At 53.7% G+C, this 25,261-nt stretch carries 20 protein-coding genes and 3 tRNA genes; 4 read left to right on the top strand and 19 right to left on the bottom strand.

Translation table 11 applies throughout. The annotated features are described in order from the left end of the window. Nucleotides 1-233: 233 nt before the first annotated feature. The 16 genes from NTD81_RS04300 to NTD81_RS04225 all read right to left on the bottom strand — a co-directional run bounded on the left by NTD81_RS04300 (nucleotide 234) and on the right by NTD81_RS04225 (nucleotide 17,683). Nucleotides 234-3,407, bottom strand: a complete 3,174-nt coding sequence (locus tag NTD81_RS04300; protein WP_262179794.1) for a hypothetical protein — start codon at nucleotides 3,405-3,407, stop codon at nucleotides 234-236. A gap of 16 nt (nucleotides 3,408-3,423) precedes the next feature. Beyond that, a complete protein-coding gene (locus NTD81_RS04295; RefSeq protein WP_262179792.1) occupies nucleotides 3,424-4,233 on the bottom strand; it encodes a glycosyltransferase family 2 protein in 810 nt (269 codons plus the stop codon). 8 nt (nucleotides 4,234-4,241) lie between these two features. Continuing rightward, nucleotides 4,242-4,598 (bottom strand): DMT family transporter, encoded by a 357-nt coding sequence (locus tag NTD81_RS04290; RefSeq protein ID WP_315974672.1) that lies wholly within the window; start codon nucleotides 4,596-4,598, stop codon nucleotides 4,242-4,244. Nucleotides 4,599-4,608: 10 nt separating this feature from the next. Beyond that, a complete protein-coding gene (locus NTD81_RS04285) occupies nucleotides 4,609-5,436 on the bottom strand; it encodes a sugar phosphate isomerase/epimerase family protein (RefSeq protein ID WP_262179788.1) in 828 nt (275 codons plus the stop codon). Beyond that, a complete protein-coding gene (locus NTD81_RS04280) occupies nucleotides 5,433-6,227 on the bottom strand; it encodes a pyridine nucleotide transhydrogenase (RefSeq protein WP_262179786.1) in 795 nt (264 codons plus the stop codon). Before NTD81_RS04280 ends, NTD81_RS04285 begins: the two co-directional genes overlap by 4 nt. A 25-nt stretch (nucleotides 6,228-6,252) precedes the next feature. Continuing rightward, nucleotides 6,253-7,401 carry an FAD-dependent oxidoreductase gene (locus tag NTD81_RS04275; protein WP_262179784.1) on the bottom strand — a complete coding sequence of 383 codons (1,149 nt, stop codon included), beginning with the start codon at nucleotides 7,399-7,401 and terminating at the stop codon, nucleotides 6,253-6,255. Beyond that, on the bottom strand, nucleotides 7,401-8,426 hold the full coding sequence (locus NTD81_RS04270; protein WP_262179857.1) for a glycosyltransferase: 1,026 nt from the start codon (nucleotides 8,424-8,426) through the stop codon (nucleotides 7,401-7,403). The genes NTD81_RS04275 and NTD81_RS04270 overlap by 1 nt, the downstream gene beginning before the upstream one ends. A gap of 324 nt (nucleotides 8,427-8,750) precedes the next feature. Then, nucleotides 8,751-10,628 carry a SurA N-terminal domain-containing protein gene (locus NTD81_RS04265; RefSeq protein WP_262179782.1) on the bottom strand — a complete coding sequence of 626 codons (1,878 nt, stop codon included), beginning with the start codon at nucleotides 10,626-10,628 and terminating at the stop codon, nucleotides 8,751-8,753. A gap of 213 nt (nucleotides 10,629-10,841) precedes the next feature. After that, a complete protein-coding gene (gene hupB / locus NTD81_RS04260) occupies nucleotides 10,842-11,114 on the bottom strand; it encodes a nucleoid-associated protein HU-beta (RefSeq protein WP_003239952.1) in 273 nt (90 codons plus the stop codon). A 135-nt stretch (nucleotides 11,115-11,249) separates the two neighbouring features. After that, nucleotides 11,250-13,643 (bottom strand): endopeptidase La, encoded by a 2,394-nt coding sequence (gene lon, locus NTD81_RS04255; protein ID WP_262179774.1) that lies wholly within the window; start codon nucleotides 13,641-13,643, stop codon nucleotides 11,250-11,252. Nucleotides 13,644-13,792: 149 nt separating this feature from the next. Beyond that, nucleotides 13,793-15,073 (bottom strand): ATP-dependent Clp protease ATP-binding subunit ClpX, encoded by a 1,281-nt coding sequence (gene clpX / locus NTD81_RS04250; protein WP_262179770.1) that lies wholly within the window; start codon nucleotides 15,071-15,073, stop codon nucleotides 13,793-13,795. A 116-nt stretch (nucleotides 15,074-15,189) separates the two neighbouring features. After that, complete coding sequence (gene clpP, locus NTD81_RS04245) at nucleotides 15,190-15,831, bottom strand: ATP-dependent Clp endopeptidase proteolytic subunit ClpP (RefSeq protein WP_262179766.1); 642 nt, start codon at nucleotides 15,829-15,831, stop codon at nucleotides 15,190-15,192. Between the two features lie 90 nt (nucleotides 15,832-15,921). After that, nucleotides 15,922-17,232 (bottom strand): trigger factor, encoded by a 1,311-nt coding sequence (gene tig, locus NTD81_RS04240; RefSeq protein WP_262179763.1) that lies wholly within the window; start codon nucleotides 17,230-17,232, stop codon nucleotides 15,922-15,924. Between the two features lie 129 nt (nucleotides 17,233-17,361). Next, nucleotides 17,362-17,446, bottom strand: a tRNA-Leu gene (locus tag NTD81_RS04235). Between the two features lie 51 nt (nucleotides 17,447-17,497). After that, nucleotides 17,498-17,573: transfer RNA gene (locus tag NTD81_RS04230), tRNA-His, on the bottom strand. A gap of 33 nt (nucleotides 17,574-17,606) precedes the next feature. After that, nucleotides 17,607-17,683: transfer RNA gene (locus tag NTD81_RS04225), tRNA-Arg, on the bottom strand. Nucleotides 17,684-17,956: 273 nt separating this feature from the next. On the opposite strand from NTD81_RS04225, the gene folD reads away from it, so the two are divergent. Further along, entirely contained in the window at nucleotides 17,957-18,811 is an 855-nt protein-coding gene (gene folD, locus NTD81_RS04220) for a bifunctional methylenetetrahydrofolate dehydrogenase/methenyltetrahydrofolate cyclohydrolase FolD (RefSeq protein ID WP_262179759.1), read from the top strand. A gap of 98 nt (nucleotides 18,812-18,909) precedes the next feature. Here the strand turns inward: folD and cysS are convergent, their stop codons facing one another. Together cysS and NTD81_RS04210 are read right to left on the bottom strand one after the other, a co-directional pair. Further along, nucleotides 18,910-20,292, bottom strand: coding sequence for a cysteine--tRNA ligase (gene cysS / locus NTD81_RS04215; protein ID WP_262179756.1), 1,383 nt, complete (start codon nucleotides 20,290-20,292; stop codon nucleotides 18,910-18,912). Nucleotides 20,293-20,400: 108 nt separating this feature from the next. Further along, nucleotides 20,401-22,065, bottom strand: a complete 1,665-nt coding sequence (locus tag NTD81_RS04210) for a glutamine--tRNA ligase/YqeY domain fusion protein (RefSeq protein ID WP_262179753.1) — start codon at nucleotides 22,063-22,065, stop codon at nucleotides 20,401-20,403. A 184-nt stretch (nucleotides 22,066-22,249) separates the two neighbouring features. Between NTD81_RS04210 and NTD81_RS04205 the strand changes: the two genes are divergently transcribed. Together NTD81_RS04205 and lpxH are read left to right on the top strand one after the other, a co-directional pair. Then, nucleotides 22,250-22,744, top strand: coding sequence for a peptidylprolyl isomerase (locus tag NTD81_RS04205; RefSeq protein ID WP_262179750.1), 495 nt, complete (start codon nucleotides 22,250-22,252; stop codon nucleotides 22,742-22,744). Next, complete coding sequence (lpxH, locus tag NTD81_RS04200) at nucleotides 22,741-23,487, top strand: UDP-2,3-diacylglucosamine diphosphatase (protein ID WP_262179747.1); 747 nt, start codon at nucleotides 22,741-22,743, stop codon at nucleotides 23,485-23,487. The genes NTD81_RS04205 and lpxH overlap by 4 nt, the downstream gene beginning before the upstream one ends. Before the next feature lie 38 nt (nucleotides 23,488-23,525). On the opposite strand, the gene NTD81_RS04195 is transcribed toward lpxH, so the two are convergent. Next, complete coding sequence (locus NTD81_RS04195) at nucleotides 23,526-24,131, bottom strand: tRNA-(ms[2]io[6]A)-hydroxylase (RefSeq protein WP_262179744.1); 606 nt, start codon at nucleotides 24,129-24,131, stop codon at nucleotides 23,526-23,528. Between the two features lie 226 nt (nucleotides 24,132-24,357). Between NTD81_RS04195 and NTD81_RS04190 the strand changes: the two genes are divergently transcribed. Beyond that, entirely contained in the window at nucleotides 24,358-25,221 is an 864-nt protein-coding gene (locus NTD81_RS04190; RefSeq protein ID WP_262179740.1) for a universal stress protein, read from the top strand. Nucleotides 25,222-25,261 lie beyond the last annotated feature (40 nt).

The following is a 25,261-nucleotide window of genomic DNA, read 5'->3' as shown; positions in this document are numbered from 1 at the left end:
ATCCCCAAATTATGCCCCACTCAAAACCAGAGTTTCTCCCTTAACTGTCTTGATTTTAATTTTTGGGCGAACGATTGATGTCATTTTCCCGAGCGAGCCATGGGACAATAAATGTTGTAATCAATACCCCATGCATCGATATTAAAATCTCATCAAAAAAATGAAGAAAAAGTTTCATCGCTTTCGATAAATAAGGGTAAAACTCTGGTCTAGCCCGCCAAAGCATATCATGTTCAGAGTTTCCGCTGCATAAGGGCAACGTTTCTTACCCGAATGTCTTTGCAAGCGGCCGAATTATCCAGATCGACTCTTATACCTTTCAGGCGCTTCAAAGTCAGCCAGCGTGGAGAAGCATCAAGTGGAACGATCAGAGTTCCATTCTCCGGGCTAAAGTGAATGCTTGAGTTCTCGTTAGGCCCCGGGCTGACATCGCCCCACCAGAACACCTGAAGACGCGTGTCGCCAATCCTCCCAGAACATTCAAAATCGAACCTGAGCAACCCCGCATCACTCCCGGAAATATCCAAACCAGCAAGGTCGAAACTCAAGTATGGGTCAATACCACTAACTTTGTAGCGTCCATTTTCCGTAATGAGGTCATGAAGAGTAGGCTGCAAGCCGTCAAGAGACTTGATTAGATTCATCCTTTTGGCAAGGGACTTCTCCGACCTTCCCCACGCCACAGGAATCTTACCTAGCTCTGATTGCGCAAAGGATTTCTGCAACAGAGCTAGCTTGTATTCAGAAACGACCTCGGGACTGGCAATCAATTGCACACTGTTCACAGGCTGAGCATCTGAGGGAGCGAATGACGAACCCTCTAGCCACAACGTCTGGTTTTCACCTGAAACCCTCTGAATACGACGGATTTCACCATCGGCGGTACGGATTTGGTCGCCAACCTTTATGAGAGAAAAAAGTATTTGATCATCGACGAGTAACGCAGGCGCAGAGCGATAAATACCCTGGATCCAATTCGAGTCGGTAATCTCCTTGAGTGAGATTTCGATGACTGAGGGCTGGACAGCTGCGGGCGAGCCTTTCTTTTTGTAGCCTAGGATGAAGCCTTTTTCATAAGCTGGATCATAGTTTTCAACGATAAATCGATACAAATATGGGTTACGTAACGCAAGCCCGCCGCCGTCGTGAATGATGTTATTTCCTTCCAACAGTGCTATGTCCGGCGCGTATTCTCTTAAAATATCAACAGCGCGCCGCTGCTGGGCCGGCGACACCATGTTGTATGGCGCCGTTACCGGTAGAGGCGGTCTGTACCCGAGGTAAAAGTATTGTGCGTTGCGCGATGTCAAGTCGAGATAGGTTTGCCCTTTCGGTACTTTTTCTGCCAACACTCTTGCGAGCTTTGTGAGCCTTTCCCAATGCTCGTCCTGCACGGAGGCCCTACCAATATTAGGCAACCCGGCACTTCTACCATCCCGTAGTGTAGATGTCATAACCGAAGCGGAAGCGGAAGCGTAGAGGTTACTAAATGACAGAGAAGGGAACCCAAGGGCTGCACTCATACTGGCCGCAAGAACAATTAGTATCACTCTGCCACTATGACTTAGGACTCCCCATGCGGCGATGGGCAGCAGAATCATCCAGCTAAAACTCGCAACCAACCCTGGCCGCGAAACGTTTCCGATGTCGATGCGCCCCATAGAATAAGGAATCAATAATAAGGTGAACAGCAGAACAACAAGTAAGGGGAAAAGTGTTTGTATACGTCGATTACAATCTTTGCTCCAGTTAAGAATAAACAGTAAACAGCCGAGGGGAACGGCGATCCAGGACATACGAAGAGCCTCAAAAATGAAGCCACTCTTTCCCGTATAACTCCAACTCATGCTCCATGGAACGCCGTAGGCAACCTGATTCAAAGGTCCATTTTCCAACACATAGCGGACAGCCCCGAGCAGCATCGACCCAAGCGGAGAGGCAAATCCAAGTACGACGAGTACAGCAACAGCGATTAAAGTTCCGGTGAATTTTCTCTCCTCAGGTTTTCGCCACATTTGCCAAGCGTAGTAGGCCGCGACAATGCCAGAGGCCACCACAAGCAACAGCCCTTGTGCAGGCAATCCCAATATAACGATAGGTGCGGTGATAGCCCAAGCGAAAAACCATTGCGCAGGACGCTTAAGTAACCTACGACTCAGCCATAGACACAGAAATGGCGTTAGGAATAACCAATTAAAAGTCCCGACTAGGAAAAAGATCGATACGAAGCCTAAGCCAATGCTGGATGAAAAGTAAAAGATGGAAAGGAAAGCAACAAAAGCTAAAATTGCAAAACTAAGACGCCCAGCCTCTGCCATGCTGCCAGCCGAGCCATCATAGAATAAGAAAGATAAAAGCTGAGTAAAGTCATCGCCCATTATCCCGTGCGCCGGCATATAACCTACATAGGGAATCACACCTTGAAGATAGGACCACCAACCGAGGATAATTTCGCCAAAATGATAGTCATCTGGATTTATGCTAGGAGAAGTTGTAACTCCCGCTTTCAATCCGATCAATAAACCGAAAAAGGCTATAGGGGATAAAATTTTTGAAAAATCTTTTGACGCTGAATAAATCCGAAAGCGCCGAACCACGTCAACAATACCCCATACAACCATCCCAATTACCAGAACTTTCAACCAGACCGTAGTTTCGTAATTTGACAAGGAGGCATCCGGCTGTCGCAGATGGGCAGGGTACAATGTCAAATAAAATACAGTAATCCCCAACTGACTGGCCAGAAGCAGCCAGGACATTTTTCGTGCAAAAAAATCAGGTTTAAAAAAAACATACAACAGACCTGCAAACCAACCAAACAAGGCAATCGAATAAAATGGCCCGGCATAGTTTGATAGATCTAAATGCCCAAACATCGAAATTGGCGCCCGGCCTATAACCAGCGAAATCTCTAAATTTACAAGCGACAACAATATAATACTGAGCGCAACAAGACTAAATACACGAGGGTCAATTTCAAAACTCTTAATTGCGCTAGCTATGGCTGCAATAGCAATAAATCCAATCCCAAACACCGAAAATTGCAATATTCTTTCGTCTAGCGGCGCGCCGAGAATCAAAGAAGAAATTGCAGCAATAGAGGGAAGCGACCACCAAATTAACTGACTTGAGAGCTCCGCTGCCGGTCCGATGCCGAATAGTCTTTTCTGCCATTTAATTAGACTCGAAAAAAATAGCAGCACGCAAAAAAACACGATAACAAAAACAGGGGCAACAACGATATCTTGCAACTTCGTTCCGGCATACCACGTTAAATTACCGACAATGAAGTCGGAGTAAGCCTGATCCTCTTTCAAGCTGAGACAAAGAAATAATGCTAAAGCCGCTATGACTACAGCGACCAACATCACAGATATTCTCTCATTGGTTTCAAGTTGCTTGAACATTTCAACACCAGAACTTTTAGTTGTATAGACCTAAGCAAGCACGCAATAAGACTGCTAGAACCGACAGATTTCCCTTAACGCTACTAATTTTGGTTGGAACCTCTCCTTTTGGATAACGCCGTATAGTTGCCAGCTCTAGACAGCGAAAACCCAGCCTTGGGGCTCTATAGGAAAGGTAAGCAAGTAGTTCGTAGGTTTTAAATACATCGCGGAACGGTGCGACTTTCGAGTCAAGCAACATTCTTCGACTATAAGCACGAAACCCTTGAGTCGTATCGGTCCACTTAAACCCAGAGAAAAAGCTCAGCATCGGCGCATGGATAAAACGAATCGCAAAGTCTCGCAGTTTAGGCGTGTTCTCAGCCACTCCGCCTGCCACAAAGCGTGATGCCTGCACAAAATCAACACCTTGTTCGAGCGCTTCGATAAAGCGAATAATGGCCTCAGGATCATCTTTATCGTTACCATCAATGGTCACGATCCCCTCATAACCTTGGTCTAGTGCAAAGGCATAAGCGCAGCGAAGTTGGGCACTGAGTTTCCCGGGACCCGTTTTGACCAGCAACCCTCGCACGCCGACCCGTTGCAAGGCTTGCAACTCCAGCGAGCTGTCCGTAGTGCCGCCATCGACAATGATAATGTCAGCAATATTTTCGATTTTGAGCGTCGCCATTCTGGCCAGCAGGTTCTTAATTCGCTCCCCCTCATTGATGACAGGAACCACTACGCACCAAGAGTGCTGACGGCCAAGCCAGAGTTGAGTGTCAAAGGAGGGTACTTGCCATGTTTCGCGGTCGGTGGGAGCAATATAAGAAGAGGTCATCATGTTTACCATCAAGCAACGCGAGCTGTAATCAGCCCTACGCCAGCGATTACCAGTACGATCCCTGCCCCTGTAGTCCAGTGGAAGGATTCACGAAAAAACACGACCGAAAACAGAGCGACAGTCGCCACCGCTCCGGCGGTCAAAACCGGGTGTGCCACATTCAGCGGGAGACGCGCCAACGCAGCAGCATAGAGCACAAATGCCGCGCCATATAACCCAAGTCCCAGCCAAAATGGCCAGTTACTCACTGCACCTATGGGGTCGCTGAGGGAGGGAAACTTGCGCGGGGGCAGCATGGCCAACTTCACCAGTACACTGGCGGATGCATTGGAGAGAATGCCGAGAATGAGGATTAGCCATTTCATGCTCATGCGGTCACCTCACGCCAGCCAAGCGGTAATGCTGCGTCGCCACCTGAAGGGCTCGTTCAATCGACACAACATGCGACTCATCCTTAGTAGCCACCATCTCGATGGTGACCACATGCATAGGCAGGTACTGCCTCAGGGCGGCAGCCATTTGTCCATGCTCAGTTCCACCATCCCCCAAAGGCAGCAGGTCAGGTTCGCTGGCGTGTACATGCCCGATCAGTGGGGCACAGTCGTTTAAGACCACCAAAGGATTCTCGCCGTTAATAGTGAGCGCGCCAGTGTCAAGCTGCATCCGGATGGACATATGCGCAACGCGCTTCACCACGTCGGCGGTTTCCGCGTTGGTGGTCATAAAGTTGGCGCCATAACAGGCTGGATTAGGCTCAAGACAGATAATGACCCCACAAGCCTGAGCGATATCTCCTAACTGCCGGAAAAAAGAAATCGCCATGTCCAAAGCCCTTGAATCACTCAACCCACTGCGATCACGATTCTTAGGTGAGCCAAAGACCACCCGAGTCGCCCCCAGGCCTGCGCCGATACGGCATATCGCCGCCAAATGCGTTAGCAGGGCTGCCTGGCTTTCAATAGAACCAAAGACATTTAGTCCCGTGGTGCCAAACAACAGCGCCTGCATGCCGGTGATCTCGATCCCGCGCTCAGCCCACCAGTCTTTGACTTGCGTAATATCACCATTCGTAGCTTTGGCTGGCTCTGGAAAATACTTGCCTGGTGCGATATCTATAGCATCAACCGCAAACCGCTGAAGCAGCGCAGCGACCGCTTCATCTTCGGTGGTGTCCCACGCGATATTGGAAATCGCCAACCTCATGCGCTCATCCCCGTATCGCCTTTAATCGTCAGCGGCTCGGACTGCGCGTAGGCCCTGACCGCCAGAATTGTTTCGCGGGCGCTGTATTGATAGCCGCCCGCCGTACCAAATACTTGCGCGTGCTTGGTCCGTAGGTCATAGCTCGCAGCGGGGTTTGCCAAGGCATTGGTGAAGGATTTACCGAACCCCTGTAGGGAAATGTTCTCTACACTAACGGGCTCTGCCGTGAGGTGAACCAATTTCAAACCGGCCTTGAGTGCCGTTTGAATGTCATACCAAAGGTTAACCATCGGGTAGAACTGGAACACACCCCGACTATCAATTGCCTGTAGGTTATTGTCATTAAGAAAATCGAAGATGACGTTCTTGCGCAGACCTGGGCCAACCAGCCCTGGCAGACGAACAATCAGATGGTTCGGGAAATGCTCTTCGATGAATGTCTCCAGCAATCGACGATGCAGACCGTAGGCATGCAGGCCCGACTCATCGACAGGGGTGTCCTCGTCAACGCCTATGGGACTCTTAAACACATCAACAGTACTGATCAAAATAAAGGTTTTGCACTGGATAGTTTTGAGGTGTGCGATAAGTTTCTCAATTTTTTGCCGATCCGCTTCTGGCTCCCGGTTGGCGATCCATTTCTGCGCCGGAGCACCCGCGCACACTACCGTGTCAAATGATTGATCATCGATATCACCAATATTGGTTGAGCGATAAAGCGATGTGAATTTTTCCTGTTTAAGAAGGGTGCCGCCCACGTAGCCTGAATATCCAATAAGCGAACTAAACATTCACCGCTCCAAATTTAGATTTTTCTTAATCATCAATGCCGATAATGTTCTCAGCTTCAAGCTTTTCAAGAACGTCATAAATATTGTCAATTTTACCGCCAAGCACCGAATAACAACCTGGCAACTCTGCATGCTTCTCAAAAAGGATTGGCCTTCCGTCATCGCCCTCGTTCTTCATCAAAACTGTTTTAATCTCGAACAACGAGTCTATGTGCTTGGCTTTCAATACTTCAGGAATATACCGTCCGACGTCTCTGACCATCCGATCCACGCGGGTGTCGCGTGCGTAACAGAGCAGTTTTTCGTAAGGGTCAACCTCTGGCTGGTCATTCCAGTGCATGTGCGGTGTATAGCGAACATGGGACAAGGTATGCATTCCGCGCGCCGGAAAAGGCATCATCGAGAAGAACGGACCATCCATCACAGTGATGCCCAAATCATTGAGTGATGGGGGCATCTGCATCAGGGCCATTTCCGTGATTTCTTGCTTGAGGCCGGTACTGACACCGGGGAAATCACCTTTGAACTGATTGAGGCCGCTATAGGTGCAGTTGAATACATAGCGACAGGTGATTACCTCCTGCCCCCCCCCCTTCTTCTCGGCTACAACCTGCAACGGCCCCCGTGTTCCTTTCGAGATCGCAGTCACCCGTGTGTCGTAGTGGATCTGCACACCGTTTTCCTCCAGCTCGCGCACTACCCAGTTCGCGAGCTGAGTGGTGTCGAACGCATATTCTTTAACTAGATACACATCTTCGATCAAGCGGGGTTCAAATAAGGCCCGCAAGACGGGATCTGCCGGCTTAATCTCCGCCCCAATTTCCCGACAAAAGCGTTCAAATTGCTTGGCCGTGACTTTCGAGTTTCGTCGGGCGATAGCGTATAGCTTGGTGAAGTCTTGCTTCACCGCGAGCGGCCAATCCCGTACAAATCTTGGTAGGTTTACCCGGCTTCGATAAGCGGTCGTGAAACTACGTGGGTAGTGATAGCCGTTATGCACGCGCGCCTGATTGTTGTAAGAGGCACGCATCAGCAACGCTGGCTCACGTTCAATCAACAGGATGCGCTTAATACCACGTTGCTTGACCAGATACGTAGCGATAGCTGCGCCGTAGAACCCACCTCCAATTATCACGGCATCCTGACTGGGTCGGCTTGGATCGAGACACGACATCAGGAAACACGTTCAATGGTCGGGGGTTTCGCCTTGGCTGAATCTGAAACCACCTCTTCGATGTTCAGTTTTTCAAGCCGGGTCATGCGGGCACTGGTGAACTCCTGGCCTACATGATAAAGCGGGCCCTCATTCGACAGGCTGGCCATATTTAGAATGTATTCACCTAAGACCAGCAGAACGAGCGAGATCAGAAAGAACATGCCCGACTGTTGCAGCGAAAGGCTGATCCAACCCGGCGCAACATCGGTTTCTAAAAGGCCAATCGCGAGGACATAAATGCAGTACACCAGGTTGGCAACAGCACCAAACAGGGAGAGCGAGGTAACCAAACGCATCGGCGCACGCGTGGTCGAGACTAGCAAGCGCATGCCTCGGTCGATGCTATCGCCCAATCGCTTGGGCCGAGATGTCAGCGGCGCGGAGCTGTAGTTAAGGTACGCACGCGCAAATCCACCCGTTGCAGGAAGGTGCCTATAGGTCATCGCTGGTTGAGGGTGCTGCAATATGAAATTAATCACCCGCTTGCTTAGAATGCGGTATTGCGGCGCTTCCTTGGCCAAATGGACACCATTGAAGCGATTGTAGATGCCATGAAAAACGACATTAGCCCCACGATAAGCAAGGCTCTGCACGGGCTTTTGCGCATTATTAGCAAACACCACATCAGCACCACTGAGCGCTTGATCGAGCATCTTGGGGACAAAGCTAATGTCATCAGCCAACGGATCGACAACGACAACGAAATCACCAAGCGCATTCTCCAGCCCAACCCACGAGGCGGTATCAGCATCCACCTCTTTGGTCAGTGCATACACTTGTAAATTGGCCAATCCGTTTTCAGCGGTCAGCCGCTTCAACACTAAAATGCTGTCGTCATCCGAGGCGTTATCCACCACGATCAGTTCATAATCACTGACGATGTTCGCAATGACAGCTGCCGCATCAGAAAGAATGTTTTCAATACTTGCTGACTGGTTTCGCACCACAAATACGACAGACAAAAAACAGGGAAGGGAGGACATTCTTGTACTCTTAAAATGGTTACCTGAAAAACTGCCCCATTCAAACAAAAACCCGAGCCATTCTAGCGAAAAAATGCGAAGTCGAGCTCGGATGAAAAAAATTATTTCGCTGATCCTGGGCACACTGGCAAACGTGATCAAACCCAGCATGAGCGACTCGGTAATCGCCCCATTTTTAATCTCCACCAGAAGTAGATTACAGGCCACGAGTGACGCCTCCGAGGACCTGAAAATAAAAACGCCCGATGCAGAGCACCGGGCGTTTTGCGTAACCTCGCTCTAGCTCGAACGCGGCAGCGCGTTCAAGCTAGATTAGCGGCTGCCTTAGAAGCGCTCGATATCCGCACCTACTTCCAGCTGCTTACGGAATGCCGCGAAGTCTTGCTGACCTGCACGGGACCCCAGGAAACGCGCATACATGGCCTTGTCTTCATCCGACAGGGCTTGCTGCGGCTGGCTCACGCCATTGAGGCGCAGCAGCACGTAGTCACCGTTGGCCAGGCTGATGCCGGTGAAAGTCGGCTTATTCGCCGCCTCAGGCTTAGCCATGCGGAACAGCGCCTGCAGGATCACCGGCTCGACGCCCTCTTGGCTACGGGTAGCCGCTTCGACGACCTTCCAGGTTTGCTCAGCCTTGGCTTGCTCAACTGGGGTCTTGCCTTCGCGCAGGGCTGCCAGTTGCGCCTCCCCCTTGGCTTTGGCCGCTTCACTGGCACGCACTTTAGTCAGTTGCGCACGGATGCTATCAGCAACTTGCTCAAGTTTGAGTTGCTCAGGCTTGTTGTGCTCTTTCACCCGAACCACGGCTACGGTGTTCGGATCCAGCTCAATCACGCCACTGTTGCTGCCGTCTTCCAGCACTTCAGGACTAAAAGCAGCCTGAATCACTTGGCGATTAGCCGTGATGCCAGTAGCACCGCCTTGGCGCCCGAATGGCTCGGAGGTCTGCACCTTGAGGCCCAATTCCTGCGCCGGCTGGCTCAGGTCAGAAGCTTCAAAAGCGGCATCTTCCAGGTTCTTCGACACATCCACAAAGCGCTGCTCAACCTCACGGGTCTTCAGGTCGCGCTCAAGCTTGTCTTTCAGGCTGGCCAAGGTCGGAATTTCCGGGGCCTGGACGTCCAGCAGCTTGATCAAGTGCCAGCCAAACTGGCTGCGCACTGGCGCCGATACGGCGTTTTTGTCCAACGCGTACAGAGCATCTTCGAAGGCTGGGTCATACACGCCACGACTGGCAAAACCGAGGTCGCCACCTTCAGCTTTAGAGCCGGCGTCATCGGAGAACTCTTTAGCCAGTTTGGCGAAGTCTTCACCTTGCTCAAGACGCTTTTGCACTTCCAGCAACTTGGCCTTGGCCTGTTCGTCGTTAAGCTTGTCGTTAACTTCAATCAGGATGTGCGCAGCGCGACGTTGTTCGGACAGAGCGGCGATTTCGCTTTGATAAGCGTTCTGCAGGGCTTCATCCGTTATTTTGACCTGATCAAAGAACGAGTCCTTGCTCAGCTCCACGTACTCCAACACCACTTGCTCAGGGCTCATAAACTGACTGGCTTGGGCATCGTAGTAAGCTTTGACGTCATCATCGCTGAGCTGCACCGCTTTCGCGTCAGCGGCAATAGTCAGGCTGGCGAAGTCGCGGGTTTGTTTCTCCAGCGCGGCAAAAGCCTGCACCTGAGCATCAGTGACGAAACCGCTGTTGCCGATACCGGCGCGCAGTTGGCCAATCAGCATTTCCTGCTCAAGCATCTGGCGGAATTGCATACGGCTGTAGCCCAGCTGACGGATCACCTGATCGAAACGCTCAGGGCTAAATTTTCCGTCAACGAGAAATTCCGGCGTATTAAGGATGACTTGGTCCAACGCCTGCTGAGAGAACGAGAACTTAGAATCTTTAGCGCTACTGAGCAGCAGCGTACGTTCGATCAGGCCGTTCAGAGCGGAGTCACGCAGCAGCTTTTCATCCAGCTGCGATGCATCAAAATCACGACCTAATTGCTGCAACAGTTGCCGACGTTGCATTTCCACAGCTTGGCTGAGATCCGCCGAGCTGATTTTTTCGCCGTTAACCTCAGCAGCATTCTGACTATTGCCGGTAGTGGTAAACAGCGCATCAACGCCTGTCAGCGCAAGCAGCGCGACGATGATGCCGATGATGGTTTTGGCAATCCACCCCTGTGAATTGTCCCTAATGTTCTGCAGCATGCGTCCCCCAGAACGACCGTAAAATCTCAGCCGCGCAGTGTGGGTAAAGTCCGGATAGAAGAAAGGCGCATCACAAGATGCGCCTTCTCGTCACTGGTGAAGCGGCTCGAATCTAGTTGGAGAGTTCGAGAACCTAGCAAGAACATCTGCTAGGTCTTACACCTCACCTCAGATCAGTCAGTGACCGATCCGCAGAGCAAAACCTAAAGAGCCTTAGTTAACGGCGTCTTTAAGGGCCTTGCCAGCTTTGAAGCCTGGGATCTTGGCGGCAGCGATGCTGATTGGCTTGCCAGTTTGTGGGTTACGGCCAGTACGAGCAGCACGCTCTTTAACCGCGAAAGTACCGAAACCAACCAGTACTACGGAGTCACCGGCTTTCAGAGCGCCAGTAACGGATTCAATTACTGCGTCCAGCGCACGGCCAGCAACAGCTTTCGGGATATCAGCAGATGCAGCGATGGCATCGATCAGTTCCGACTTGTTCACTCTTAAGTCCCCTTAATTTCTGTGAGTTTATTTCTTGCTTTTGAATGTAAGCAAAGCCAGTGCTAGAGAGCCCGCTGACACGATTGAGCCGCTTTATAACAAGGGCTCGGAAAAAGTGTCAAGAAAGCCCTCCGGCTAATGCGTGCTAATTCGCTCCTTGGAATCAGACTCGCGTTTCTCATCCTTTGCAACCATGGGAGCCGCATCGGGCAAGGGCTCCGGGGCGTATTGCAGCGCAATTTGCAGGACCTCGTCAATCCATTTAACCGGTTTAATCTGCAGGTCGGCTTTTATATTTTCAGGAATCTCCTTCAAATCGCGCACATTCTCTTCAGGAATGATCACTGTCTTGATTCCACCGCGATGAGCGGCAAGCAGTTTTTCCTTCAAACCACCAATGGCTAGCACTTGGCCACGCAGGGTGATTTCGCCGGTCATGGCCACGTCAGCACGCACTGGAATTTGGGTCAAGGCTGAGACCAGCGCCGTGCACATGCCAATGCCTGCGCTAGGGCCATCTTTAGGGGTAGCCCCTTCCGGCATATGGATGTGGATGTCCTGCTTCTCATAGAAGTCCGCAGGCACTCCCAGGCTCTTGGCACGGCTACGGACCACGGTCTGCGCGGCTGTGATCGATTCGACCATCACATCGCCCAGGGACCCGGTTTTGATCAACTGACCTTTACCCGGCACCACAACCGCCTCAATGGTCAACAGCTCACCACCGACTTGGGTCCACGCCAAACCGGTCACCTGGCCAATTTGATCCTGCTGCTCGGCCAAACCGTAGCGGAACTTACGCACGCCCAGATACTGCTCAAGGGAATCGGCCGTCACGCTGACTTTGAATTTCTTCTGCGTGATGTTTTCCTTGACCACCTTACGGCACACCTTAGCGATCTGCCGCTCAAGGCTGCGCACCCCGGCTTCACGGGTGTAGTAACGAATGATGTCGCGGATCGCCTCCACCTCGATCTGCACTTCGGTCTTTTTCAGACCGTTAGCCTGGATCTGCTTCGGCGCGAGGTATTTGGTGGCGATATTGATCTTCTCGGCCTCGGTGTAACCCGGCAGGCGAATGACTTCCATCCGATCCAGCAACGGGCCGGGAATATTCATCGAGTTCGCGGTGCAGAGGAACATTACGTCGGAAAGATCGTAATCCACTTCCAAATAATGGTCGTTGAAGTTGTGGTTCTGCTCGGGATCAAGCACCTCAAGCAAAGCCGAAGCAGGATCACCGCGCATGTCCTGGCCCATCTTGTCGATTTCATCGAGCAAGAACAGTGGGTTGCGCACCCCAACCTTGGTCATTTTTTGAATCAAACGACCCGGCATCGAGCCGATATAAGTGCGCCGGTGACCACGGATCTCTGCCTCATCACGTACGCCGCCCAAGGCCATACGCACGAACTTACGGTTGGTCGCAGTGGCGATGGACTCCGCCAGCGAGGTCTTACCCACGCCAGGTGGTCCAACCAGGCACAGCACCGGGCCTTTGAGCTTCTTCACCCGCTTTTGCACGGCAAGGTATTCGAGGATGCGCTCTTTAACCTCATCCAGACCGTAGTGATCCGCATCGAGGATGCTCTCAGCCCGCTCCAGATCCAGGCGCACTTTGCTCTGCGCCTTCCACGGTACATTCACCAGCCAATCGATATAGGAGCGCACTACAGTGGCTTCTGCGGACATCGGCGACATCTGCTTAAGCTTGTTCAGCTCAGCCGTAGCTTTAGTGTGAGCCTCAGTGCTCAGACCGGCATTCTCGATGCGCTTTTTCAGCTCATCCAGCTCGTTGTGCCCTTCTTCACCGTCGCCGAGTTCCTTCTGAATGGCCTTCATCTGCTCATTCAGGTAGTACTCGCGCTGGCTGCGCTCCATTTGTTTCTTCACGCGACCGCGGATGCGCTTCTCAACTTGCAGTAAGTCGATTTCCGCATCCAGCAATGCCAGGACGTGCTCAACACGCGCGCCTAGATCGGTGATCTCGAGAATTTCTTGCTTCTGCTCAATCTTCAGCACCATGTGCGCGGCCATGGTGTCGACCAAGCGCCCAGGCTCATCAATGCCGTTGAGTGAAGCCAGCACTTCAGCAGGGACTTTTTTACCCAGCTGCACATACTGTTCAAACTGGCTCAGCAAGCTGCGGGTGAAGACTTCCGACTCGCGCTCAGCCGCATCAATCTCGTCGATCAGCTGCACCTCGGCGCGGCAATGGCCGTCCACCTCGATAAAGCGCTCAATCTCACCACGCTGCTCGCCTTCCACCAGCACCTTGACGGTGCCATCGGGCAGCTTCAGCAGTTGCAGCACGGTGGCCACCGTACCGACGCGGTACAGCGCATCCTCGCCCGGATCATCATCGGCGGGGTTGCGCTGGGCCAGCAGCAGAATCTGCTTCTCGCCAGCCATCGCGGCCTCGAGGGCCTCGATGGACTTTTCGCGCCCAACAAATAAAGGGATGACCATATGCGGATAGACCACAACATCGCGCAATGGCAGGAGAGGCAGTTCGATGGTTGTCTTCATAATTTCGGCTCTACGGCGGCCTTACGGCCGTTAAAGATGGGATAACCCTTGCCCCTAAGATGGGGGCTGCCCAAACAAAAAACAAGCGCAGCAGTAGGAAAAGAAAAGGGGCCGTTAGGCCCCTTTTTTTACATCATATAACCGATGCGTTACGCATCCGGTGCCGCTTTAGCCGGCAGCTCGGTATTTTCGTAAATCAGCAAGGGTTTGGAGGTGCCATCGATAACGCTTTCGTCGATAACCACCTTGCTCACGTCGGACTGCGACGGGATCTCGTACATAGTGTCGAGCAGCACACCTTCGAGAATCGAGCGCAGACCACGAGCCCCGGTTTTACGCTCCAAAGCCTTAAGGGCCACAGATTTCAAGGCATCCGGACGGAATTCCAGCTCAACGCCTTCCATCTCGAACAACTTGCCATACTGCTTAGTCAGGGCGTTCTTCGGCTCAGTGAGGATTTGCACCAGAGCGGCTTCATCCAGCTCATCCAGAGTCGCGATCACCGGCAAGCGGCCGACGAACTCTGGGATAAGGCCGAATTTGACCAGATCGTCAGGCTCCACCGCACGCAGCGATTCACCGACTTTCTTGCCCTCTTCCTTACTGCGCACTTCAGCACCAAAGCCAATGCCGCCTTTGGTCGAGCGCCCCTGAATGACCTTTTCAAGACCAGAGAACGCGCCACCACAGATAAACAGGATATTGCGCGTATCGACTTGCAGGAACTCTTGCTGCGGATGCTTACGGCCACCCTGCGGCGGCACCGAGGCCACTGTGCCTTCGATTAGCTTAAGCAACGCTTGCTGCACGCCCTCACCCGAGACATCGCGGGTGATAGATGGGTTATCCGACTTGCGCGAAATCTTGTCGATTTCATCGATATAGACAATGCCCATCTGAGCTTTTTCTACGTCGTAGTCGCACTTCTGCAGCAGCTTTTGAATGATGTTCTCGACATCCTCCCCCACATAACCGGCTTCGGTCAGGGTGGTGGCGTCGGCAATGGTAAACGGCACATTGAGCAAGCGTGCCAAGGTTTCTGCCAGCAAGGTTTTACCCGAACCAGTAGGACCGATCAGCAGAATGTTGCTCTTGCCCAGCTCGACTTCATCTTTCTTGTCGCGCTGATTGAGACGTTTGTAATGGTTATAGACTGCGACAGCCAAGATCTTCTTCGCGCGCTCCTGACCGATTACATATTGGTCAAGAATGCCGCTGATTTCCTTGGGTGCTGGCAATTTGTGCGCGCTGCTCTCAGCCTGTGCCTCCTGCACCTCCTCACGGATGATGTCGTTACACAGGTCAACGCACTCGTCGCAGATAAAGACGGAGGGACCGGCAATCAGTTTGCGCACTTCATGCTGGCTTTTGCCGCAGAAGGAGCAATAAAGCAACTTGCCGTTGTCCTCGCCGTTGCGGGTGTCAGTCATTCGTTCAATCCAATACGGGTAGGCTTAAAACACAAGATGAAGGCAAATACGAGCATTTTCAAGGGCGCACCGCCTACTTAATCGCAGCACACGACTGCGCCCTATCTATATAGCTGTTAAACCGGCATCTGCCGCTTTTCCAGAACAGCGTCAACCAGACCGTATTCCTGCGCTCGTGTGGCACTCATGAAGTTGTCGCGATTGGTATCGCGCTCGATGGCTTCAAGGGTTTGCCCGGTGTGATGAGCCAGCAACTGGTTCAGGCGCTCACGGATATACAGAATCTCGCGTGCATGAATGTCGATGTCAGAGGCTTGACCTTGGAAACCGCCCAGAGGCTGGTGAATCATCACGCGTGAGTTCGGCAGACAGAAACGCTTGCCCTCAGCGCCGCCAGCCAACAGGAACGCGCCCATGCTGCAAGCTTGACCGATACACGTAGTAGACACGTCAGCCTTGATGAACTGCATGGTGTCGTAGATCGCCATACCAGCGGTCACTGAGCCACCCGGGGAGTTGATATACAGATGGATATCTTTGTCCGGGTTTTCAGCCTCTAGGAACAGCAGCTGGGCACAGATCAGGTTGGCCATATAGTCTTCGACTTGGCCGACCAGAAAAATCACTCGTTCCTTGAGCAGACGCGAGTAGATGTCGTAGGCACGCTCACCCCGAGCAGATTGCTCTACCACCATAGGTACTAAGCCACCAGCGGCTTGGATTTCAGGCATTTGTTGCATGAAAGGATTGCGGGACATGCTGCACTCGCTCCCTAAATAGTCAAATCGCAAATGCGCATAAGCCAGCGCTAAGGCTGGCTTATGGCGTGTTCGAACGAGGTCAACAGATCAGGCGGCTTGCGGTGCTTCAACCGGCTTGACAGCTTCTTCGTAAGAGACCGCCTTATCGGTCACATTGGCCTTCTGCAAAACAGTATCTACAACTTGCTCTTCCAGCACAACAGAACGTACTTCGTTCATTTGCTGTTCGTTTTTGTAGTACCAGGCCACCACTTGCTCAGGCTCTTGGTAAGCCGAAGCCATTTCTTCGATCATGCTGCGTACGCGGGCATCATCAGGCTTGAGGTCGAACTGCTTAACCACTTCAGCCACAACCAAGCCCAGCACCACACGGCGCTTAGCTTGTTCTTCGAACAGTTCAGCCGGCAGTTGGTCAGCTTTCAGGTTGCCACCAAACTGCTGTACGGCTTGTACGCGCAGACGGTTAACTTCGTTGCTGATCAGCGCCTTAGGCACTTCAACTGGGTTAGCAGCCAGCAGACCGTCCATCACTTGGTTTTTAACCTTGGACTTGATGGCCTGACGCAGCTCGCGCTCCATGTTTTTCTGCACTTCAGCGCGGAAACCTTCCAGGCCGCCTTCTTTAACGCCGAACAGGGCGAAGAAGTCGTCATTCAGCTCAGGCAGTTGCGGAGCCGCAACACTGTTAACAGTCACAGTGAACTCAGCTGCTTTGCCGGCCAGGTCAAGGTTCTGGTAATCAGCTGGGAAAGTCGGGTTAATGACCTTCTCTTCGCCGGCTTTAGCGCCTACCAGAGCTTCTTCGAAGCCAGGGATCATGCGGCCGGAGCCCAGTACCAGCTGGGTGCCCTTAGCCGAACCACCTGCGAATACTTCACCGTCAACTTTGCCGACGAAGTCAATATTCAGTTGGTCGCCATTTTCAGCGGCACGCTCGACTGCTTCAAAACGAGTGTTTTGCTTACGCAGGATGTCCAGCATGTTGTCGACATCAGCGGCAGCCACGTCGGCTTGCAGACGCTCAACGGAGATCGACTCCAGGCCCGCAACGGTGAATTCTGGGAACACTTCGAAAGTGGCGACGTATTCCAGATCCTTACCCTTTTCGAAGGTTTTCGGCTCAACAGAAGGCGCGCCAGCTGGGTTGAGTTTTTGCTCAACGATGGCTTCGTAGAAAGTGGCTTGGATCAGATCGCCCAGGGCTTCTTGGCGAGCAGCGTCTTCGTAACGCTGACGGATCACACTCATCGGCACTTTGCCAGGACGGAAGCCAGGCACCTTGGCACGACGGGCAGTCTGCTGCAGACGCTTGTTGACTTCAGTCTCGATGCGCTCAACAGAGACACCAACGGTCATACGGCGCTCTAGAGCAGAAGTGCTTTCAACAGAAACTTGCATGAATAATCCTCGTTGCACAGACATAAGCCGGCCGTTTACCGACCCCAAATCAAGGGCATGCATTCTAGAGGGTCAATTTGCAGAAGTCACCCTAGATACAAGCGGCAAACGGGAGGGAGTTCAAAAAGATGGTGCGGACGGAGAGACTCGAACTCTCACGCCTTGCGGCGCTGGAACCTAAATCCAGTGTGTCTACCAATTCCACCACGTCCGCGGTAAAGCTTCATACGAAAACGCCAGGGGTTAACCTGGCGCCTTCTAAATATGGGGTGGACGATGGGGATCGAACCCACGACAACAGGAGTCACAATCCTGTGCTCTACCAACTGAGCTACGCCCACCATATTGCATTTGCTTGAGCCAAGACCGCCAAATGGCGCACCCGGCAGGACTCGAACCTGCGACCATCCGCTTAGAAGGCGGATGCTCTATCCAGCTGAGCTACGGGCGCTTATCCATCTGCTAGAGCAGACTTAAAGCTTTTCGGCTTCGGGAAAAAACTTTGCAGCTTCGACCTTTGCCGTCTTACCCAGCGTCTGGCTGTGCTCGACAAGCGGGGCGAATGTTATAGAGCAGCTTATTAGTCGTCAACAGTAATTTTAAAAAAAAGTTAAATATTTAAAGGGCTTACGCGAAAACCCTGGCTTGCGCCTTTGCCCCATCGCAGCACCATGCGAGAATGCGCGTCCTTTTTCTTGTCCTTCTTTATGGTTAACCAAGCGTAATGACCGCACAACTGATCGATGGCAAAGCAATTGCCGCCAGCCTGCGTCAGCAGATCGCCAAACGTGTCGACGAACGACGCCAACAAGGCCTGCGCGCACCTGGCCTGGCGGTGATTCTCGTCGGCAGCGACCCTGCGTCCCAAGTCTACGTGTCGCACAAGCGTAAAGACTGTGGAGAAGTCGGGTTTAACTCCCAAGCCTACGACTTGCCGGACACCACCAGCCAAGACGAACTGATGGCGCTGATCGACCGCCTAAATGAAGACCCAGCAATCGACGGCATTCTGGTGCAGCTGCCCCTGCCTGAGCACCTGGATTCCTCGCCTTTATTAGAGCGCATTCGCCCCGACAAAGACGTAGACGGCTTCCACCCCTACAACATTGGCCGCCTGGCCCAGCGCATGCCGCTGCTACGCCCTTGCACACCGAAAGGCATCATGACTCTGCTTCACAGCACCGGCGCCGACCTGTATGGCATGCACGCCGTAGTAGTGGGCGCCTCCAACATTGTTGGCCGCCCTATGGCCATGGAGCTGCTGCTGGCCGGTTGCACCGTGACCGTAACTCACCGTTTCACCAAGGACCTGGCCGGCCACGTAGGCCAGGCCGATATCGTGGTGGTCGCCGCCGGCAAACCAGGTCTGGTTAAAGGGGAATGGATCAAGCCGGGCGCTATCGTGATTGACGTCGGCATCAACCGCCAAGCCGACGGCAAGCTGATTGGCGACGTGGTTTACGAGACCGCTCTGCCCCGCGCCGGCTGGATCACTCCAGTACCAGGCGGCGTCGGCCCCATGACCCGCGCCTGCCTGCTGGAAAACACCCTGCACGCGGCCGAGCACCTGCACAACTAAACCGCACAGCAAAATAACAAGCCCCTTGCCGGCATCACCGACAAGGGGCTTTTTTTGTGCCCGCGCCAAACACCTAAGGCATTCGGCGCAACCTTGGCTTACTGGGTCAAACGCCAGGTAGTACCACCCTTACCGTCCTCCAGCACCACGCCCATAGCGCTGAGCTGATCACGGATGCGATCGGACTCAGCCCAATCTTTATCCGCTCGCGCCTGTAACCGCGCGGCGATCAACCCATCCACCTCCGCAGCATCGACCTTACCTGCCGCACCCGCCTGCAAAAACGCCTCGGGTTCAAGCTGCAAAACCCCCAACAATCCGGCCAACTCTTGCAAGCGCGCCGCCAAAGCCGCAGCTGCCGGCAAATCAGTTTCGCGCAAGCGGTTAATCTCGCGTGCCATGTCGAACAACACCGCACACGCTTCCGGCGAGTTGAAATCATCATCCATGGCCGCGCTAAAGCGCTCCACATAAGCCTCGCCACCGGCAGCAACCACCTTTGGCAGCCCCTTCAGAGCGTTGTAAAAGCGCTCCAAAGCACTTTTGGCTTCCCGCAGACTGTCTTCGGAATAGTTGATCGGGCTGCGGTAGTGACTGGATACCAGCAGGTAACGCACCACTTCTGGATGATATTTCAACAGCACTTCACGGATGGTGAAGAAGTTACCCAAGGATTTGGACATCTTCTCGCCATCCACGCGCACGGCACCAGCATGCATCCAGGCATTGGCGTAGAGCTTGCCAGTGGCGGCTTCGCTCTGGGCGATTTCGTTTTCGTGGTGCGGGAACACCAAGTCTGGGCCACCACCGTGGATATCGAAGGTTTCGCCCAGGCAGCAGGTCGACATCACCGAGCACTCGATGTGCCAACCCGGACGACCTTCACCCCACGGCGAAGCCCAGCTTGGCTCACCTGGCTTGGCCGCCTTCCACAGTACGAAATCGAGCGGGTCTTCTTTAATTTCATCGACCTCGATACGCGCACCGATCTTCAGCTCATCAATTTTGCGCCGCGACAGCTTGCCGTAACCCACAAACTTACCCACGCGGTAATACACATCACCATTACCAGGCGCATAGGCAAAGCCTTTGTCGATCAGAGTTTGAATCATGCTGTGCATGCCGGCGATATGGGCCGTAGCGCGCGGTTCCTGATCGGGCCGCAACACATTAAGACGACCTTCATCCTCATGCATGGCGGCGATCATGCGCTCCACCAGCGCCTCAAACGGCTCGCCGTTTTCATTAGCGCGACGAATGATCTTGTCGTCGATGTCGGTGATATTGCGCACGTACGTCACGTCGTAACCACGATGCCGTAACCAACGGGTCGCCACGTCGAATGCCACCATGACCCGCGCATGACCAATGTGACAGAAGTCGTAAACCGTCATGCCGCATACGTACATGCGCACCTGATTGGCCACCAACGGGGTGAAGACGTCTTTGCTTTTGGTCAGCGTGTTATAGATCGAGAGCATCGAGGTTCCTTGAAAAAGTCACGGGCCGCCACAGCGACCCGTTTAAACATACAACCGGTTAGGCTCGCCAGCCAAGCCCGCGCATGGCGCCAGGGCTTAGCACAGCGATCAGGTCCAAGAGTCGCGCAACGTCACGGTGCGGTTAAACACCAACGCTTCAGGCTTGCTGTCGCGGCTATCCAGACAGAAGTAGCCTTCGCGCTCAAACTGGAAGCGCTCCTCAACAGTGGCTTGCGCCAGAGACGGCTCAGCGCGACAACCTTTAAGCACCACCAAGGACTCTGGGTTGATGTTGTCGAGGAAGCTGCCGCCCTCTTCGGCTTTTTCTGGGTTTGGCGACTTGAACAGACGGTCGTACAGACGCACTTCGCACTCAATGCTCTGCGCCGCCGGCACCCAGTGAATCACGCCCTTAACCTTGCGTCCTTCGGGGTTCTTGCCCAAGGTGTTGTCGTCATAGCTGCAGCGCAGTTCAACGATATTGCCTTGTGCATCTTTGATCGCCTCATCGGCGCGAATCACGTAGCTACCACGCAGACGCACTTCGCCGCCGGGGATCAGACGCTTAAAGCCAGCCGGCGGGACTTCTTCAAAGTCGCTGGCATCAATAAAAATCTCGCGGCTAAACGGTAGCGTGCGCACACCCATGTCTTGCTTAGGGTGGCGCGGCAGTTCGAGATTCTCGACCTGGCCTTCTGGGTAGTTGGTGATGACTACCTTGAGCGGCTTGAGCACGCACATGGCGCGGCTGGCGTTAGCGTCAAGGTCTTCACGGATGGCGAACTCGAGCATGCCGATATCGACCAGACCGCCTGCGCGGTTAACCCCGATCATGTCGCAGAAGGTGCGAATCGAAGCAGGCGTGTAACCCCGGCGACGGAAGCCCGACAAGGTCGACATGCGCGGATCGTCCCAACCACTGACGTGCTCTTCATCCACCAATTGCTTGAGCTTGCGCTTGCTGGTGATGGTGTAGTTCAGATTCAGTCGGGCGAATTCGTACTGACGCGGCTGCTCCGGTACCGGCAACTGCTCCAGGAACCACTCATAAAGTGGGCGGTGATCTTCGAACTCCAGGGTGCAAATGGAGTGCGTGACGCCTTCGATGGCATCCGACTGACCATGGGTGAAGTCATAGCTTGGGTAGATGCACCATTTATCACCCGTTTGATGGTGATGGGCGTGACGAATTCGGTAGAGGATCGGGTCGCGCAGGTTCATGTTCGGCGAGGCCATATCGATCTTGGCGCGCAGGGCACGGGCACCGTCCGGGAACTCACCGGCCTTCATGCGGGCAAACCAGTCGAGGTTTTCCTCCACGCTGCGCTCACGGAACGGGCTGTTCTTGCCTGGCTCGGTGAGGCTGCCACGGTATTCACGGGCCTCTTCTGGCGACAAATCGCAGACATAGGCCTTGCCTGCCTTGATCAGCGCGACAGCCCAATCGTGCAGTTGCTCAAAATAATCCGAGGCATAGTGCTCCTTACCAGCCCACTGAAAGCCCAACCAACGCACGTCTTCTTTGATCGCGTCGATATATTCCTGATCTTCTTTCGCCGGGTTGGTGTCGTCGAAGCGCAGGTTGCACTGACCACCGAACTCCTGGGCCAAACCGAAGTTCAGGCAAATCGACTTCGCGTGACCAATATGCAGGTAGCCGTTGGGCTCCGGCGGGAAGCGAGTGATGATTTTCGCGTGCTTACCAGCGTCCAAATCAGCCTGAACGATGGGGCGGAGAAAGTTGGCGGCGGCGACGGTTTCTGGCTTGCTCATGGGGTCCTTGATCATGCTGGTGCGCGGCACAGGGTAGGCCGACTAAAACAAAGCGCTTATCATAGCCGAAGCTGTCAACCCCCTGACAGGCCTAACAACCCTTGAATGCCGTTTGCTTTGCTAACTTGCAGCCGAGTATCAGCTATTTTGGGTTTACGCAATTTACGACAGAGCGACTATTGCCATGATTAAGCTGCACACCAACCACGGCGTCATCACCCTTAACCTGTTTGAAGACAAAGCCCCGGAAACCGTGGCCAACTTTAAGCAGTACGTGAAAGACGGGCATTACGACAACACCGTTTTCCACCGCGTGATCAGCAACTTCATGATCCAAGGCGGCGGCTTTGAGCCCGGCATGAAGCAAAAGACCACCCGCACCACCATCAAAAACGAAGCCAACAACGGCGTTGCCAACAAGATCGGCACCATCGCCATGGCTCGCACCATGGAGCCGCATTCGGCTTCTGCGCAGTTCTTCATCAACGTCGCGGACAACAGCTTCCTCAATCACAGCGCACCGACCGTACAAGGCTGGGGCTACGCCGTATTCGGTGAAGTGGTTGAAGGCCTGGATGTGGTTAACGCCATCAAAGGCGTGGCGACTACCAGCAAAGCCGGCCACCAAGACGTACCGGTTGATGACGTGATCATCGAGCGCGCCGAGATCGTTGAGTGATACTGCTGATCTCCGATCTGCATCTGCAAGAGGAGCGCCCGGACATTACCCGGGCGTTTCTGCATCTGCTTGCTGGTCGCGCACGCCAAGCTAAGGCCCTGTACATATTGGGCGATTTCTTTGAGGTATGGATTGGCGACGACGCCATCAGCCCTTATCAGCGTTCAATCGCCCAAGCTCTGCGCGCCCTCAGCGACAGCGGCACAGAGATATTCCTGATGCACGGCAACCGCGATTTCTTGATTGGCCGCGCCTTCTGCCGTGAAGCAGGCTGCAGCCTGCTTCGCGACCCAAGCGTTATTCAGATCAACGCACAACCGGTACTGCTGATGCACGGCGACAGCCTGTGCACCCGCGACGTCAACTACATGAAGCTACGCCGCTGGCTGCGTAACCCGCTATCGCTGTTTATCCTGCGCAACCTGCCACTGAGCACTCGGTACAAACTGGCGCGCAAACTGCGCAGCGAAAGCCGTAGCCAAACCCGCATGAAGGCCAGCGACATTGTCGACGTCACCCCTGAGCTGGTACCCCAGGTGATGGCCGAGCATGGCGTACGCACCTTGATCCATGGCCACACCCATCGCCCGGCAAGCCATCCGCTGCTGATCAACGGCGAGCCCGCCTTGCGCATCGTCCTAGGCGACTGGGATCGTTATGGCTGGACACTGCAAGCCGATGAGCACGGCTTACACCAGCAGGCTTTTGATCTCGAAAGCGGCCAAGTCATAGATCAGGCATAAAAAAGCGCCTTTAACGGCGCTTTTTAGTGTTTCGCGGGTTATTGCGGCGGCACCCCGCTATGGAAGCGAAACTCCGTATCCGGACTTTCAATCAACTCTTGCTCCACTGCCCTCACCCGCTCGATTGCCTGATCAACGTCACGGGCATCACCATATTGATAAGCCAGTTTCAGATAACCCTGAAAGTGCCGCGCCTCGCTCTTCAGCAAACCGAAATAGAACTTAGCCAGTTCCTCATCCAGATGCGGCACCAACACCTCAAAACGCTCACAACTGCGCGCCTCGATAAAAGCCCCCACCACTAAGGTGTCGACCAGCTTATACGGCTCATGGGTGCGCACAATTTTGCGCAGGCCCGAGGCATAGCGCGCGGCCGACACCGGACGCAGGCCAATCTTGCGCCGCTTCATGATGCGCAGCACCTGCTCGTGATGCACCAGCTCTTCACGAGCTAAACGCGACATGGCGTTGAGCAAGTCAACATAGGTGCTGTACTTGGCCATCAGGCTTAACGCGGTGCTCGCCGCTTTAAATTCGCAGTTTTTATGGTCAATCAACATGGTTTGCTGATCAGCCAAAGCCGCATCGATCCAAGCCTGCGGCGTGCGACAGCCGAGGAAGTCATGGATTTCCGGCAAATTCATAGAAGCACTTCCTTAAACACAAAACGCGACGTAGGTCGGCAATAGCACTGGATTAATTCAGTTATCGGATGCATAAACTCACAACACAGCACGAGCTAGGTGCCCAAATAAAATCGGCATTATACGAATGAGCACAGCAACAGCCACAGGATTGATACTGATCAGCACTTAAGCGAAGCAACCAACCCATACTGGCTAACAATAAAAACCGCCCATGGAGATGATCATGCAAGCCATTCGCAGCATTCTGGTAGTGATGGAGCCCGCCCACGCAGAAGATTTGGCGCTGCGCCGTGCCAAGCTGATTGCTGGCGTGACGCAATCGCACCTGCACCTGTTGGTCTGCGATAAAAAAGCTGACCATCAGACCTATCTCAATGACCTCAGCACCCTGCTCAGCAGCGAGGGCTATAGCGTCTCCACACAACAAGCCTGGCAAGAGAACCCTCACCAAACCATCATTAAGGCACAGCAAGCTGAGGGCTGCGGCCTGGTGATCAAGCAGCACTTCCCTGACAACCCGCTCAAGCGTGCGCTGCTCACCCCCGATGACTGGAAATTACTGCGCTACTGCCCTGCGCCAGTGCTGATGGTTAAAACCGATACGCCGTGGAACCAAGGCGTGATTTTGGCTGCTGTCGATGTCGGCAACTCGGACGCCGAGCACCGCACCTTGCATAGCAGCATTGTCAGCCATGGTTTTGAGATTGCCGGCCTGGCCAAGGCGCAATTGCACGTGATCAGCGCCCACCCCTCGCCCATGCTGTCAGCGGCTGATCCTACCTTCCAGCTCAGCGAAACGATCGAGGCGCGCTACCGCGCCCAGTGCAAGGCGTTCCAGGAGGAATACGGCGTCGATAATGAGCACCTGCATATCAGTGAAGGCCCAGCGGACGTACTGATCCCGCAAACCGCCCGCGACCTTAACGCCAGCGTGACAGTCATCGGCACAGTGGCGCGCACGGGCTTCTCCGGCGCCCTGATCGGCAACACCGCAGAAGTCATTCTCGACTCACTGGAAAGTGACGTGCTGGTGCTCAAGCCCAATGACATCATCAGTCATCTGGAAAACCTCGTCGCCCAGCGCTGATCAATGACTGCTCGCGTCTAGATCGCCTTTAAGCGATCCA

Origin of the sequence: Pseudomonas sp. 5P_3.1_Bac2, from assembly GCF_025465995.1 — a bacterium.
Lineage (GTDB): Bacteria > Pseudomonadota > Gammaproteobacteria > Pseudomonadales > Pseudomonadaceae > Aquipseudomonas.
This window is presented reverse-complemented; position numbering and strand designations above follow the sequence as displayed.

Bases quoted from the DNA above. Each gene is read 5' to 3' on its own strand.
- NTD81_RS04280 (WP_262179786.1), bottom strand. From the start codon at position 6,227: ATGTTTAGTTCGCTTATTGGATATTCAGGCTACGTGGGCGGCACCCTT.
- NTD81_RS04290 (WP_315974672.1), bottom strand. From the start codon at position 4,598: ATGAAATGGCTAATCCTCATTCTCGGCATTCTCTCCAATGCATCCGCC.
- NTD81_RS04295 (WP_262179792.1), bottom strand. From the start codon at position 4,233: ATGATGACCTCTTCTTATATTGCTCCCACCGACCGCGAAACATGGCAA.
- NTD81_RS04285 (WP_262179788.1), bottom strand. From the start codon at position 5,436: ATGAGGTTGGCGATTTCCAATATCGCGTGGGACACCACCGAAGATGAA.
- NTD81_RS04265 (WP_262179782.1), bottom strand. From the start codon at position 10,628: ATGCTGCAGAACATTAGGGACAATTCACAGGGGTGGATTGCCAAAACC.
- NTD81_RS04210 (WP_262179753.1), bottom strand. From the start codon at position 22,065: ATGAGCAAGCCAGAAACCGTCGCCGCCGCCAACTTTCTCCGCCCCATC.
- NTD81_RS04275 (WP_262179784.1), bottom strand. From the start codon at position 7,401: ATGTCGTGTCTCGATCCAAGCCGACCCAGTCAGGATGCCGTGATAATT.
- NTD81_RS04300 (WP_262179794.1), bottom strand. From the start codon at position 3,407: ATGTTCAAGCAACTTGAAACCAATGAGAGAATATCTGTGATGTTGGTC.
- tig (WP_262179763.1), bottom strand. From the start codon at position 17,232: ATGCAAGTTTCTGTTGAAAGCACTTCTGCTCTAGAGCGCCGTATGACC.
- NTD81_RS04190 (WP_262179740.1), top strand. From the start codon at position 24,358: ATGCAAGCCATTCGCAGCATTCTGGTAGTGATGGAGCCCGCCCACGCA.
- NTD81_RS04205 (WP_262179750.1), top strand. From the start codon at position 22,250: ATGATTAAGCTGCACACCAACCACGGCGTCATCACCCTTAACCTGTTT.
- lon (WP_262179774.1), bottom strand. From the start codon at position 13,643: ATGAAGACAACCATCGAACTGCCTCTCCTGCCATTGCGCGATGTTGTG.
- clpX (WP_262179770.1), bottom strand. From the start codon at position 15,073: ATGACTGACACCCGCAACGGCGAGGACAACGGCAAGTTGCTTTATTGC.
- folD (WP_262179759.1), top strand. From the start codon at position 17,957: ATGACCGCACAACTGATCGATGGCAAAGCAATTGCCGCCAGCCTGCGT.
- cysS (WP_262179756.1), bottom strand. From the start codon at position 20,292: ATGCTCTCGATCTATAACACGCTGACCAAAAGCAAAGACGTCTTCACC.
- NTD81_RS04195 (WP_262179744.1), bottom strand. From the start codon at position 24,131: ATGAATTTGCCGGAAATCCATGACTTCCTCGGCTGTCGCACGCCGCAG.
- NTD81_RS04270 (WP_262179857.1), bottom strand. From the start codon at position 8,426: ATGTCCTCCCTTCCCTGTTTTTTGTCTGTCGTATTTGTGGTGCGAAAC.
- clpP (WP_262179766.1), bottom strand. From the start codon at position 15,831: ATGTCCCGCAATCCTTTCATGCAACAAATGCCTGAAATCCAAGCCGCT.